The organism is Actinosynnema sp. NPDC053489, from assembly GCF_044544865.1.
Taxonomy (GTDB): domain Bacteria; phylum Actinomycetota; class Actinomycetes; order Mycobacteriales; family Pseudonocardiaceae; genus Actinosynnema.
In genome coordinates, this window is the sequence record NZ_JBITXT010000003.1 from 447,101 (window position 1) to 460,773 (window position 13,673).

Sequence of the window (13,673 nt, forward strand, 5' to 3'; positions counted from 1 at the left end):
GTTAGCGTCAGCACCTCTGGAGAGCGCTCACGAGGGGACCGCTGTGACCGATCCGACAGGACGACGGGCCGAGCTGGAGGCGCGCAACGCGGCCATGCGCGAGCAGGTCGACTCGCTCCTGGGCGAGTTGCGCAAGAAGACCGAGGAGCTGCGCGAGACGCAGGCGCGTGCCATGGCGATCACGGCCACCGCGGTGTCCAAGGACGGGGCCGTGCGCGCGACCGTCGACTCCGCCGGCGCGCTGACGTCCCTGGAGTTCTCCGCGAACGCCTTCGAGCGCACCACCCCCGACAAGCTGGCCCGGGTGGCGACCGAGACCGTGCGGCAGGCGGTCGCCAAGGCGCGGACCGAGCTGAACGACGTGCTGGCGCCCGCGCAGCAGGGCGCGAGCGTCGACCTGTCGGAGATGCTGCCCGGCGTGCCGTCCCTGGCCGATCTCATCCCCCAACCGCCCGTGGTGCCGCAGCCGTCGACGCAGCCGCGTCGGCCCGCGCCGCCCTCGGACGACGACGAAGGCGGCAGCATCATGGACAGGAGTGGCTGGTGAGCGGGTTCGATGTCAGCGTGTCCGGCCTGCGCCGGGGCGCGGGCCAGTTCGGTGCGGCGGGCGACTCGCTCGACGGCGTGCTGCAGGCGTTGAACTCGGCGCTGCAGGCCGAGGGGCAGTGCTGGGGCGGCGACGAGTCCGGCCAGGCGTTCGCCAAGCAGTACGTGCCCAATTCGCAGGCGACGTTGGAGGCTTTCGGCAACCTCGCCAAAGCCCTTGCCGACATCCGCACCGGCGTGCAGCAGACCGCCGATGCCTATGAGGGTTCCGACCAGGGCAACGCGACCGGGATCTCCCGGACTTACTGAGGGGCACTGCGGTGGGCATCGAGATCCCGAGCGAGGTCACCTGGCTCTTCCCGATCGTGGTCGGGCAGAGCTGGCCGGAGGGTGACGAGACGGCGTTGCGGCGGATGGCCGACGCCTACCGCACGGCCGCGCAGGGCGTGAAGTCGGTCATCGACGAGGGCAACAGCGCCGCGTCGACGGTGTACGCGAGCCAGACCGGCGAGGCCGTCAAGGCGTTCGAGGAGTACTGGAAGAAGTTCACCGACGGTGACGACTCCTACCTGCCGAAGCTGCAGAAGATCTGCGAGCAGTTGGCGGAGAGCTGCGACAACACCGCGCTGGAGGTGGAGTACACCAAGCTGTCGATCATCGCGTCGCTGATCGCGCTGGCGATCGAGATCGCCGCGCTGATCGCCGCGGCGTTCGGCACGTTCGGCGCGTCGACGGCGGGCATCCCGATCGCGCAGCAGGCGACGCGGATGATCGTGCAGTTCACGTTCCGGCAGTTGATCATCGCGATCCTCAAGGAGGTCGCGATCTCGGTCGGCATCGACGTGGCCATCCAGGCGGTGCAGGTCGCGCGCGGCGACCGCGAGTCGTGGGACTGGGGCAAGACGACCGAGGCGGCGGTCTCGGGCGCGGTGTCCGGCCTGGTCGGCGGTGTGTCGGGTGGCGTGAAGTTCCAGGGCGGCGGGCTGGCCGGGCAGGTGGCCGTCGGCGCGACCCGCGGCGCGGTCGAGGGCGCGGTGTCCACGGTGGGCACGGCCGCCGCGCTGGGGCAGGACATCTCCGCGCGGGACGTGCTGATGGGCGCGTCGGCCGGTGCGGTGTCCGGCGGGATCGGTGGCGCGAAGGAGGGGATCTCCGTCGAGCCGCCGCGGGTGAACGCCGGTGGGCCGGACGGCGGTCCGCCGACCCTCGGGCCGACGCCGGGTGGCGTTCCGGGTACCGGTGGTCCGGCCGGTGCGGCAGGTCCGGCCGGTGGGGGTGCGCCGGCGGGTCCCGCGGTGAGCCGTGAGGGGTTGAACCGGCAGCCGGGGGCGACGGGGACGACGACGGCGGCTTCGGTGGCCGCGCCTCCCGCGCCCGGGCCGGGTGTGAGCGCGCCGCCCTCGGTCGGTGGTGGTGGCGGGGACTCGTCGCCGGGTGGGTCTTCGGCTCCTTCGGCCCTGGGCGGTGTTCCCGGTGGGCGCTCGCTGCCGACGTCGCCGGGTGGCGGTGGGACCACGTCGTCGATCGGCAGTCGGCTGGGGACCGGTGGGCCCGCTCCGGCCGGTGCGCCCGGTGGTGCGCCCGGTGGTGCGGCGCACCCGGCCGCGGGTGGTTCCGGTGGGCGGGTGCCCGCCGGCGGTCTTCCCGGTGCTGCTCCCAGTGGTGCTCCCAGCGGGTTGAGCACGGCCGGGGGTGCGACGCCTGCCGGTGGGCCGGGTGTCCGGTCGGGCGGTGTGCCGGGGGCGACTTCGTTCAGCGGGGGCGCGGCCGGTGGCTCGACGCACGGCGGCTCGACCACGGGTGGTGCGACGCCGCACGGGACCACGTCGGGTGGCTCGACGCCTGGCGGTGCTACGCCGCATGGTTCGACGCCGCATGGGGCGACTCCGGCTGGCTCCACGCCTAATGGTTCGACGCCGCATGGGGCGACGCCGCATGGGGCGACGCCCGGTGGGCCTGTCCCGGGTGGGACTCCGCACGGTGGTTCGACGCCTGGGGGTTCGACGCCTGGTGGGTCGGTGCCTGGCGGTACTGCTCCGGGCGGGTCTTCGCCCGGTGGGGTGCACGGTGGTGGGGTTCCCGGTGGGGCGACCGCGGGCTCGGCGCACGCCGGGTCCACGCCCGGTGCTGTGACCACCGGTGGTGCCGTGCCCAGTGGGACCGCTCACGGTGGGACCACTCCTGGTGGGAGCGCTCCTGGCGGGTCCACGCCCGGTGGGTCGGCGCTCGGTGTGCCTGCGCACGCCGGTTCGACGCCCGCCGGCTCGACGCCCGGTGGTGCCGTGCCCGGTGGTTCGACGCCGGGTGGGGCCGTCCCGGGTGGTGCCGTGCCCGCCGGTTCGACGCCGGGTGGGGCTGTGTCCGGCGGGGCTGTGCCCGGCGGGGCAGGGCATGCCGCGGTGCCCGGTGGTGCCGTGCCCGCCGGTTCGACGCCGGGTGGTGCGGTGCCTGGTGGGCACGTGACCGGTGGGCCGGCGGCCGGTGGGGCTGTGCCCGGCGGCGGTGCTGTGCCCGGTGCGGCGCACGGTTCGCCGGTCGGTGGCACGCCCAACGGGCCGGTGGCCGGTGGGGCGATGCCGGCCGGGGCTCCGATGGGTGGCGCCCCGATGGGCGGCACCGGTGGTACCGGTGGCGGGCGTGGGCCTGTCGCGCCCGCTCAGGGGTTCACCCCGGAACCCGCACCCGCCGGCCGCGAGGGCACCCGCGGGCACGACGCGGTCAGTGCCAGCTCCCTGACCGGGATGCCGGTGCAGCCCGTGCCGGCGACCGGTCCCATCTCGATGCCCGAGCAGCGCGGTCCCGTTTCCGCGCCGCCGCAGACGCCCATGTCCGCGCCGCACCCCGGTGGGTTCGGGCCCCAGCCCGGTGGCTTCGGGCCCCAGCCCGGCGGGTTCGGCCCGCAGCCCGGAGCGCCCGCGGGTCCGCCCGCCGCGGGTCCGCCCGCCGCCGGTCCGGCCACCACGCCCGTCCGACCGGAGGCGTCGGCACCCACGCGCGCCCCGGAACCGGTCGCGCGGCCGGCCGCGCCGGCACCCGCGGCACCGGTCCGCACCGACGGCCCCGCGCCCGCCGCACGTGGCGGTGACGGGCCGACGCCCGGTGACGGTCCTTCCCACCCCGGTGGCACCCCGGCGCACGACGGTCCCGGGCCCGACGCCACGCCGACCCCGGACAGCACCCCGCCGGTCGACCTGGTCGGCGAGCCCGGTGACGCGCACACGCCCGCGTCCAGCCACGAGTGGCCCGCCGACACCACCCCCGACGTCAACACCCCCGACGCCAACACCCCCGACACCACCGCGACCGCCCCCGGCACCACGACCGGCACGGACCCGGGCACCGGCACCGCGACGGGCACCGACCCCTTCCCCCACAAGAACGTCTGGAACCAGCCGGCGGGTGTCGTCCCGGGCTTCTCCCACGACGGCCCGTACGTCTCCGTCCACGACAGCACCGGCCCCACCGACCAGGCCGTCGGCACGTACGACCAGCGCGCCGCCGCCCTCATCGAGCCGACCTACCAGCCCTACGGCCCCTACGGCGACTACCAGTCCTTCCGCGACGCCCACTCCAAGCCCGACGGCAGCATCGACTGGCCGCCGAACCAGGGCGCGGACGGCCCGCGGGTCGTCGTGGAGCTGCCCGCGGGCACCGTGCTGGACCGGTTCGGCAGCCCCAACGGCGACTTCCTCTCCCCGCTGCGCCCGGACGGCCAGGCGTACGGGTTCGGCGAGCGCGCGATCATGCCGGACAGCCTCGGCAAGGGCTACCACGTCTACGTCCTGGACGCGCCGCTCACCGTGGAGCTGGCCCAGGTCGCGCCCGCGTTCGACCAGAACGGCGGCGCGCGGCAGCTCCAGCCCGTCCTCGACGCGAACCTCGCGGACCCGAACACGGACAGGATGAGCGTCCAGCGCCTGATCGACCTGGGCGTCCTGCACGAGGTGGACGTGCCGCCCGCCGACGGCCGCGTGCTGGCCCCGGACTTCGGCACGTTCGACGCCGACGGCAACGTCCGCACGCCCGACCCGGTCTCGGTCGCCGACGCGCGGGACGGCGCGTTCGACGGTCACACCCCGTCCGACGCGCCGGCGAACCTGACGCCCAACCCCGACCTGGGCCCGGTCGCGCACAACGGCCCCATCCCGATCGGCGAGGTGTCGCAGCGCGTCGACCAGGCGATCCGCAACAGCCAGGTCACCGACGCGGGCGTGGCGCTGCACACCGAGAGCACCCTGCGGGACCTGTCCAGCCGCATCCCGGCCAACGCCGACCACGCCGTCCTCGACATCCACACCGACGGCGACGGCGTCCGCATCGGCGACACGCACTACACCCGCGCCGAGCTGGTACAGCTGATCAACAACCACCCGGACCTCGCCGGCAGGCCGATCATGCTGGTCGGCTGCGACGCGGGCGCGGGCGGCGAGAACAGCCTGGCCGCGCACGTCGCCCGCGAGACCGGCCAGCGGGTCATCGCGCCGGACAGCCTCGCCTGGTCCGACCGCGACGGCAACGTCTACAGCAGCTCGCCCAACGAGTCCGGCACGGGCCCCAAGCTCCCGCCGGACGGCGGCTGGCACGCGTTCGAGCCCGACGGCACGCACGCGCCGACCGGTGAGAACGGCATGCCGCCCGGCCACGAGCCCCGCGGCGACCTCGCCGGCGACGGCCAGGAGCACCGCGGCCGGCTCGACATCGAGCCGCAGGTCCAGCAGCCGTGGACGGCACCGGAGACCCGGCACGAGCAGCAGGTCCGGCTGCGCGACGACCAGTCGTTCTTCCAGGGCCAGGACCTGCCGAGGGACACCCGGATCACGGTCCTGGGCGAGAACGGCGAACCCCGCACCGTGGTGCACGTCGACGCCGACGGCAGGGTGTTCGTCGACGCCGTCGCGCCCAACACCCGCCACGGCGACAACCCCGAGGTCAAGCACCCCGCGCCGAACGCGCACTACCGCGTGGAGCTGGGCCACCGGCACGACGTCTTCGTCGCCAACGCCGACGGCACCCGCCAGACCGCGCAGGACACCCTCAAGATCGGGGACCGGGTCGTCCCGATCGAGCGCGCGGTCATGATCGAGCCGATCCCCGAGCCCGCGAACGGCCGCCTCGTGGTGGACCGCGACCACCCGCTCGCGCCGAGGCCGGACGAGGCGTTCACCGCCCGCACCGACCTCCCGCCGAACACGCGGATGGAGGTCCACGACACCGACGGCACGTACCGCGGCACGGTGCAGACCGACGCCGACGGCAAGCCGAGGTGGGTCGCCGCGCCGGACTACCTGTCCACCGACGTGCGCAACCCCGAGGTGCAGCACACCTCGCAGGGCACGAACTACAACATCGACCGCGGACCCCTGCACCAGGAGTTCACGACCAACGCCGACGGCCACCCGCAGGACGCGGTCGAGCGCACCGAGCCCGTGACGTCCAGGCAGACGCCGGTCGCCGACCTCGGGCAGGGCGAGCCGTTCAGCAGGCCCGGCCAGGTGCACGACCCCAACACCGAGTACGTGGTCAGCGACGAGCACGGCCAGCGCCGCGGCCGGTTCCTCACCGACGACGCCGGCCACGTGGTGTTCGAGGACACGTACTCCGGCCAGCGCAGCCGGGTCAACACCGAGATCACCCGGGCACCGGAGGGCGCGCACGTCACGTCGGACGGCTTCTACGGCCTGGGCAAGGCCGAGCACCCGGCGCGGACCTGGCCCGCGCCCGCCAACGGCGAGGTCGAGCTGGCCATGCGCCGCACCAAGGTCGGCGACGGCTACGTGTACTCGGTGGAGGTCGTCAGCGGCGACACCAGCGGGTGGACGCCGGAGCAGCGGGCCGCGGTCACCAGGCCGTTCTCCAACGCCGACCCGTTCGCCGCCCGCGCCGACCTGCCGCCGGGCACCCGGTTCGTGCTGGACGACCACAAGGGGCAGGGCTACGGCACGTTCCAGACGGGCCCGGACGGCACGACCTCGCACCTGCACACGTTCCGGCCGTTCAGCCCGGACCTGAACAACCCGCTGCCCAACGCCGTGCTGGTCGCGGACAACGACGCGTGGCGCGGTCGCACGAACGGCGACGGCGAGACGGTCGCGACGACCGGCCGGCCGGACCTGTCCTCCGGTGGCGCGATCCGCCGTGACAGCAGCGCGCAGATCGAGGTCGGCAACCACGGCGAGGTCGACTCGAACGGCAAGAAGCTGTCCGACGGCGGCCACCACCAGGGCAACGAGACCGGCGGCCCCGGCGAGGCGGCCAACCAGTCGAGCCAGCAGCGCGACCAGAACCAGGGCAACGAGCGCCCCGCGTTCGTGACCGCCGAGACGTGGCACCGGATGGAGCGCGACCGCGCGAAGTTCCTGAAGGACGGCGGTACGGTCGAGATGATCGACACGTTCGCCCTGCGCGACCCGCTGCAACGCCACCCCCACACCTACCAGACGCGGTGGCGTGTGACGCTCGCCGACGGCACGACCGAGATCTACGTCAGGAGCTACCCGAATGAGCACAACGCAGCCCTCTGGCCGGCCGACTTCTGAGCAGCGCCACGACGAGCTGCTCCAGCAGATCGGCGGCATGCTGCTGGACGCTGCTCCGGACGGCTTCCGGCGGATCGACGTGCTGGTGCGGATGACCGTGGCGGTGCAGGACGTGGCGCTGAAGGTGTACCTGCCCGACGGCGGCACGCCCGACGTGCTGCCGCCGGACGGCCTGGTGCCCGCGTTCCAGGAGATGCGGCAGGTGCTGTACCAGCCCGGTCGGGGCACCTGGTTCTCGGCGCGGTGCGTGGTCAACGCGCCGGTCCGGATCGACATCACCTACAACTTCGACCACGACCCGCGGTTCGAGCCGCCCGTGCCCGCCGAGGACTTCGCCCGCGACCTCCAGGTCTTCCCCCGCGACGAGGCGTTCGTCCCCGACTGGCTGCGGTCCCGGCTGGTCGAGGCGAGCGCCGGCCCGAAGGACACCCGCACCGAGGAGCAGAACGCATGACCGCGCCGCAGCTGGACGTCGAGGACCAGAACGCGATCCTCGGCTCCGTCACCACCCTGCTGGTGCAGCGCCTGCCGGGCGACTGGGAGCAGTTGTGGGTCGACTTCCGCATGGTCGGCGGGTATCTGGAGACGCAGGTGTCCGGGCTGACCATGTACGGCTCGTCGTTCGACTGGGAGCTGCCGGCGGAGGCGCTGCCGTTCTTCGCGCAGCTGCGCGACGGCATGGCGCGGCCGGGCCGCGGCACGTGGTTCACGCTGAAGTTCCACCTCGTGCACCCGGACACGTACTCGGCGGAGTTCGACCGGGACGCCGAGCCGGACTGGACCCAGCCGCCCCCGGCGGAGCACTACGCGCGGGAGCTGGAGCTCTACCCGCGTGACGAGGACGCCGTCCCGGCGTGGCTGCGGGAGCGGGCGGGCCTGCGGGAGGGCGCGGAAGCCGCGCCCGGCGCCGTCGTGATCGCCGCGCCGCTGTTCGACGGCCCGGCGCCGACGGTGACCGACCGGCCCGCCGTGCACCCGCAGGAGCTGGACGACGTGCTGGCCTACCTGGAGAACGCGCCGGTCGTGCTGGCCGCGCGCTCCTACGGCACCGACGCCTTCAAGCCGGACGCCACGCCGTCCGTGCCGCTGTCCTTCCACACCGACGGCACCTGGGTGTGGCCCGGCGGGGTGGCCTACTACCTGCGCCACCACCACGTGCCGCCGGTGCCGCAGCTCGTGCAGCACATCCGGGACAACGGCTACGCCGTGCCGCCGGTGGCGCCCGAGGCGGAGCAGGCGGCCTCCGCCGTCGCCACCGGGCAGGCCGAGGGCGCGCCACTGCCCGAGCACCGGCCCCGCGTGATCACCGAGGCCGACCAGCGCGCCCTGGAGCACCTCGGGCAGCGGCTGCGGCACTTCGGGGTCCCCGAGTCCGAGTACGGGATCGTGGAGCCGAAGCCGGACGCGTTCGTCGTCGAACCGGCCCCCGGGCCGTCCGGCTGGCAGGTCCAGTTCTGGGACGCCAGCCGCGGCCCGCACGGCCACCCGCGCGTGTACGAGCACGCCGTGGACGCGGCGAAGGTGCTGCTGGCCGAGCTGCTGTGGAACGCGGACCTGGACCGGACGCCGCCGGCGGCCGACACGGGCGCGCTGGTGCTGCCGGTGGCGGACATCCAGCCGCTGCCCGACGAGCCGCCGCTGTCGCTGTTCCGGGACCGGGAGAACCTGGTCGTCCCCGCCGGGGTCGAGCTGGACCGGTTCGGCGCGGAGACGGGCAACCTCGTCTACGCGGCCGGGACGATGTTCGGCCACCGGTCGCTGCCACCGGATTGGCTGAACCGCCGCTACCACGTGTACCGGGTGCAGAAACCGGTGCCCGCGCTGAGGGGTGTGGCGGTGCCGTGGTTCGGGCAGCCGGGCGGTGGCACGGGCTACTTCCTGGCGCGCTCGGTGGGCGACCTGCTGGCCGACGGGAGCCTCGTCGAGGTGCCCGCGGCGTCGGTCGGGCAACCGCAACCGGGCGTCTAGGCACGGTCGCGCGGCGTCATTACTCCGTTCGGCTCAGCGGGGTCCCGTGCGGGCACGGGGAGTCGCGGGGGAAGATGATGCACGTGTCCGAGCTGAAGCCGCTGAACCCGACCGAGCAGGATGCGCTGGTCAAGCAGATCGGCCTGACGCTGATGCGGGCCGCGCCGGAGGAGTGGCGGCACGTGACCGCGGAGTACCGCGCGACCGGCCGGTACTTCGAGCTGGCCGCGGAGGCGCGCACCGCCGACGGAGGGGTGCGCGCCTGGTCGCCGCCGCAGGAGGTGGCCGGGCTGTTCTCGCGGTTGCGCGCGGGCATGTACCGCGACGGTCGTGGGAGCTGGTCGAACGCCCGGTACCAGCTCGACCACCCGTCGAGCTACAACCTGGACTTCGACCGCGCCGAGCCGAACTGGACGACGCCACCGCCCCCGCAGGCGTACCTGGACGAGATGCGGTTCTTCCCGCGCACGGACGAGAACGTGCCGGACTGGCTGCGCCGCCGCCTCCAGCAGGTCCCCCCGCCGCCACCGCCGGTCGACCCGCCCCAGCCGCCGCGGGCGTTCCGCACGGCCCGCGTGTTCGACGGCGCGGGCCCGGGCGGTCGGCCGTCGGTGAACCGGCCGCCGGTCGCCGAGGCCGACCACGACCTGCTGCTGAGCTACCTGGACCGCGCGCCGGTCGCGGTGATCGGCCGCGGGTTCGACGCCGACGTGCTCAACCCGGACGCGCCGGCCGTGGTGCCGGTGGCGTTCCAGACCGACGGGCACTGGATCTGGCCCGCCGCCGTCGGCTACTACCTGCGCGCCTACGGCGTGCCGCCGGAGCCGGAGCTGGTGGAGCGGGCCAAGGCGCAGGACTTCGTGCTGCCCGAGGTGACCGAGGAGGCGCGGGTCGCCGCCGCGGCGAACCTGGGCGCGCCCGCCGCGCCGCAGGGCACCGCGCTGCCGGCGGCCGCCCTGCCGCCGACGCCGGCCGAGCCGTCCGCCGAGGTGGGCGCGACCGTGGTGGCACCGCTGCCCGGTCCGGTGGCCGACGACGAGCCGCGCCCGGCCCGGGAGGCCGGTGGTCCCGCGGGTGTCGAGCGGACCCCGGGCGTCGGCGACGTGCGGCCGAACGTGATCGAGTACGCGCAGGAGGGCCCGCCGTACCGGGTGCGGTTCGAGGAGGACGGCCCGGTCATCGACGAGCGGTACCGGCGCGAGTCGTACGTGGAGGGCATGGACCTGTTCGCGCCCGCCGCCTACGAGCGGGAGCTGAACGACACCCAGACCTGGAACCCGTTCGCCGACGAGGAGCCGGAGGACAAGCCCGCCGAGGCCGGGCCGACCGGGGCCGAGCGCGCTCACGGCGAGCACCCCCACGGCGAGCAGCACCATCACGAGCAGCACCACGATGAGCACCACGGCGGCGAGCAGTCCGCAGACGACGAGCACCGCGACGAGCACCTCCACGACGACCAGCTCCACGACGACCAGCACCGGGACGAGCAGCACCACGAGCCGCCGCACGAGCTGCCGGCCGAACCCGAGGCGGTACCGACCGCGGAGCGGTCCCCGGACACCGGCTCGCGGCACCCCGCCGACGAGGCCGAGGTCACCGCGGAGTTCGAGGTCGACCAGGCCCGCCTCTACCCGCCCGGCCGCGGCGACGAGCCGTTCGACGGGCACGAGGACGCGCGGTTCCGCGACCACGCCGAGCAGTCGTACGCGGAGCCGGACGAGCCGCTGTTCGCCGACCGGGCCCACGACGACGAGCCCGAGCACCGGTTCGCCGACCACGCCGACCACGACGCCGGCGACCACCGCGACGACCGTGACCACCGCGACGAGCACGACACCCGCGACGAGCACGACGACCGCGAGGCGCACGACGAGCACGACGAGCACGCGGCCGACCGGGCGCAGTTCGCGGAGCAGGTGCCGCCGCCCTTCGCCGACCAGGCCACGCAGTTCGCCGAGGCCGTGCGGCCGTTCGACGACGTGAGCCCGGCCGCACCGCCGGCCCCGCCCCTGACGCCGCCCGCGCCGCCGAAGCCGGTCGAGCCGCGCCAGGTCACGCCGGAGGAGGAGCGCGAGCTGTCCGGCGTCCGCCGCGCACTGGACGAGCTGGACGTGCCGCCCGCCGCCTACCGGTTCGGCGAGCCCGCCGACCGCACGTGGCTGCTGCGCACCGAGGGCCCGGACTGGGAGGTGTCGTGGTTCGACCGCGGCCCGACCAACCCGGTGCGCTTCGACCGCCTCGACGAGGCCGCCGCGTACCTGGTGGGCAAGCTGGTGCTGACCAACCGGCGGGTGCCGCGCCCCGCGCCGCTGCCGCCACCGCCCCCGCCGCAGCGGCCCCGACCGCCGATGAACAACGGGTTCCGCGACGAGCCGCCGCGCCGTCCCGCCCCGCCGCCGCGGCCGGTCGAACCGCCCGTCGCCGCGCAGCCGTCGGGTGTCGCCACGTCCGCGCAGGAGCCCAAGCCCCAGCGCACGTGGCCGATCAACCCGGTGAACGGCGAGCCGCCGCTCACCCTGTTCCGGCACAAGAAGATGGTCGAGCTGCCGCCGGGAGTGGAGCTGGACCGCTTCGGCGAGGGCGAGGGCAACCTGGTCTACGCCGCCGGCACGCCGTTCCCGCAGCGCTCGCTGGTGCCGTCGTGGATCAACCGGCCCTACCACGTGTACCGGCTGCGTCGCCCGATCGAGGTGCTGACCGGGGTGGCGGTGCCGTGGTTCGAGCAGCCGGGTGGCGGCACCGCCTACCTGATGCCGAAGACGATCGACGAGCTGGTCGCCGACGGCGTGCTGGTCGAGGTCGCGGGCCAGGAGCCCCCGGGCCACTAGCCGACGCGCAGCCCGTGCGCCGCGGCGAACGCGACGGCCGTGTCCAGGTCCACCCGTGCCCCGCGCAGGGTGGCCTGGGCCAGCCCGTCCGCGTCCAGCCGCGCGCCGCGCAGGTCCGCGCCCTCCAGCCGGCACCCGCGCAGCCGCGCGCCGGTGAGGTCCGCGTCACGCAGGTCCGCCGCGCGCAGGTCGGCGTCCTCGAGGTTCGCCTCGCGCAGCCGCAGGCCGCGCAGGGACGCCTTGGGCAGCACGGCGCCGGACAGCCCGGCGAGCGTGAGATCCGTCTCGGTCAGCGCGATCGGCCGCATCGCGCAGTCCGCGAACACCGAGCCGAGCCACGAGCACGACGTGAACTCCGCCGAGGCGAGCACGGCCCGCTCGAACCGGCACGAGCGGAACGCGGTGGCCCGGTGCGCCGACTCGCCCAGGTCGGTGCGGTCGAACCGGCAGTCGGTGAACGTGCAGTTGGCCGTCTCCAGGCCGCGCAGGTCGGCCTCGGTGAAGTCGCACCGGACGAACGACCGCCCCTCCCACTTCTGCCCGTACATGACCGCGTCGGAGTAGTCCTCGCCGATGATGTCCACTGTCACACCTTGTCATCGTTGCCCAGTTGGTAACCTCCGACCTGCCGGGCAACCCGCCCGGTGCGCGGTCCCGGAGTAGAGACCGCCGCTGACAGGTCGTCAGCCTGCCTAGTGGTCGTGCCCGAGGACTGAAGCCACAACATTCGGGAAGGCACATGACCCGCACGCCCGTGAACGTCACCGTCACCGGTGCGGCCGGCCAGATCGGCTACGCACTGCTGTTCCGCATCGCCTCCGGCCACCTCCTCGGCCCCGACGTCCCGGTGCGCCTGCGCCTGCTGGAGATCCCGCAGGCCGTCAAGGCCGCCGAGGGCACCGCGATGGAGCTGGACGACTGCGCGTTCCCCCTGCTGTCCGGCATCGACATCACCGACGACGCCAAGACCGCGTTCGACGGCGTCAACGTGGCCCTGCTGGTCGGCGCCCGCCCGCGCACGAAGGGCATGGAGCGCGGCGACCTGCTGGAGGCCAACGGCGGCATCTTCAAGCCGCAGGGCGAGGCGATCAACGCGGGCGCGGCCGAGGACGTGCGCGTGCTGGTCGTCGGCAACCCGGCCAACACCAACGCCCTGATCGCCCAGCGGCACGCGCCCGACGTGCCCGCCGAGCGGTTCACGGCGATGACCCGCCTGGACCACAACCGGGCGCTGTCGCAGCTGGCCAAGAAGCTCGGGGTGTCGGTCACCGACATCAAGAAGCTGACCATCTGGGGCAACCACTCGGCCACCCAGTACCCCGACCTGTTCCACGCCGAGGTCCAGGGCCGGAACGCCGCCGAGGTCGTGAACGACCAGTCGTGGCTCGAGAACGACTTCATCCCGACCGTCGCCAAGCGCGGCGCGGCGATCATCGAAGCGCGGGGCGCGTCCTCGGCGGCGTCGGCGGCGAACGCGGCCATCGACCACGTGCACGACTGGGTCAACGGCACGGCCGAGGGCGACTGGGTGTCCATGGCGGTCCCGTCGGACGGCTCCTACGGCGTGCCGGAGGGCCTGATCTCGTCGTTCCCGGTGACGGTGACCGACGGTCGGTACTCGATCGTGCAGGGCCTGGAGATCGACGACTTCTCCCGCGCCCGCATCGACGCCTCCGTGGCCGAGCTGGTCGAGGAGCGCGACGCGGTCAAGGCGCTCGGCCTGATCTGAGCCCCGTCCGAGTCGTTCACCACGGGAGGGCCGCCGCCGGTGGCCCTCCCGTGGCATGTTGTGCGC

The 13,673-nt window shown here is 74.4% G+C and carries 8 protein-coding genes; 7 read left to right on the forward strand and 1 reads right to left on the reverse strand.

The genetic code is table 11. The annotated features are described in order from the left end of the window. Positions 1–43: 43 nt before the first annotated feature. From ACIGNX_RS08875 to ACIGNX_RS08900, 6 genes are all read left to right on the forward strand, one after another. On the forward strand, positions 44–547 hold the full coding sequence (locus ACIGNX_RS08875; protein ID WP_396537837.1) for a YbaB/EbfC family nucleoid-associated protein: 504 nt from the start codon (positions 44–46) through the stop codon (positions 545–547). Beyond that, the gene (locus ACIGNX_RS08880) at positions 544–855 is read left to right on the forward strand and encodes a WXG100 family type VII secretion target (RefSeq protein WP_396537839.1); all 312 of its coding nucleotides are present in this window, start codon (positions 544–546) and stop codon (positions 853–855) included. Before ACIGNX_RS08875 ends, ACIGNX_RS08880 begins: the two co-directional genes overlap by 4 nt. Before the next feature lie 11 nt (positions 856–866). Continuing rightward, positions 867–7,082, forward strand: coding sequence for a glycohydrolase toxin TNT-related protein (locus ACIGNX_RS08885; RefSeq protein WP_396537841.1), 6,216 nt, complete (start codon positions 867–869; stop codon positions 7,080–7,082). Next, positions 7,045–7,536, forward strand: a complete 492-nt coding sequence (locus ACIGNX_RS08890) for a hypothetical protein (protein WP_396537843.1) — start codon at positions 7,045–7,047, stop codon at positions 7,534–7,536. The genes ACIGNX_RS08885 and ACIGNX_RS08890 overlap by 38 nt, the downstream gene beginning before the upstream one ends. Further along, the gene (locus ACIGNX_RS08895) at positions 7,533–9,050 is read left to right on the forward strand and encodes a TNT domain-containing protein (RefSeq protein ID WP_396537845.1); all 1,518 of its coding nucleotides are present in this window, start codon (positions 7,533–7,535) and stop codon (positions 9,048–9,050) included. The genes ACIGNX_RS08890 and ACIGNX_RS08895 overlap by 4 nt, the downstream gene beginning before the upstream one ends. Positions 9,051–9,133: 83 nt before the next feature. Further along, positions 9,134–11,878 (forward strand): TNT domain-containing protein, encoded by a 2,745-nt coding sequence (locus ACIGNX_RS08900; RefSeq protein ID WP_396537847.1) that lies wholly within the window; start codon positions 9,134–9,136, stop codon positions 11,876–11,878. Here ACIGNX_RS08900 and ACIGNX_RS08905 read toward each other — a convergent pair. Continuing rightward, positions 11,875–12,426, reverse strand: coding sequence for a pentapeptide repeat-containing protein (locus ACIGNX_RS08905; protein WP_396538198.1), 552 nt, complete (start codon positions 12,424–12,426; stop codon positions 11,875–11,877). The two genes, ACIGNX_RS08900 and ACIGNX_RS08905, sit on opposite strands and share 4 nt — an antisense overlap. A 191-nt stretch (positions 12,427–12,617) precedes the next feature. Between ACIGNX_RS08905 and ACIGNX_RS08910 the strand changes: the two genes are divergently transcribed. After that, positions 12,618–13,607, forward strand: coding sequence for a malate dehydrogenase (locus tag ACIGNX_RS08910; protein WP_396537849.1), 990 nt, complete (start codon positions 12,618–12,620; stop codon positions 13,605–13,607). Positions 13,608–13,673: the final 66 nt, after the last annotated feature.

Coding starts and splice junctions, on each gene's coding strand:
- ACIGNX_RS08890 (WP_396537843.1), top strand. CDS start 7,045: ATGAGCACAACGCAGCCCTCTGGCCGGCCGACTTCTGAGCAGCGCCAC.
- ACIGNX_RS08895 (WP_396537845.1), top strand. CDS start 7,533: ATGACCGCGCCGCAGCTGGACGTCGAGGACCAGAACGCGATCCTCGGC.
- ACIGNX_RS08905 (WP_396538198.1), bottom strand. CDS start 12,426: ATGTACGGGCAGAAGTGGGAGGGGCGGTCGTTCGTCCGGTGCGACTTC.
- ACIGNX_RS08910 (WP_396537849.1), top strand. CDS start 12,618: ATGACCCGCACGCCCGTGAACGTCACCGTCACCGGTGCGGCCGGCCAG.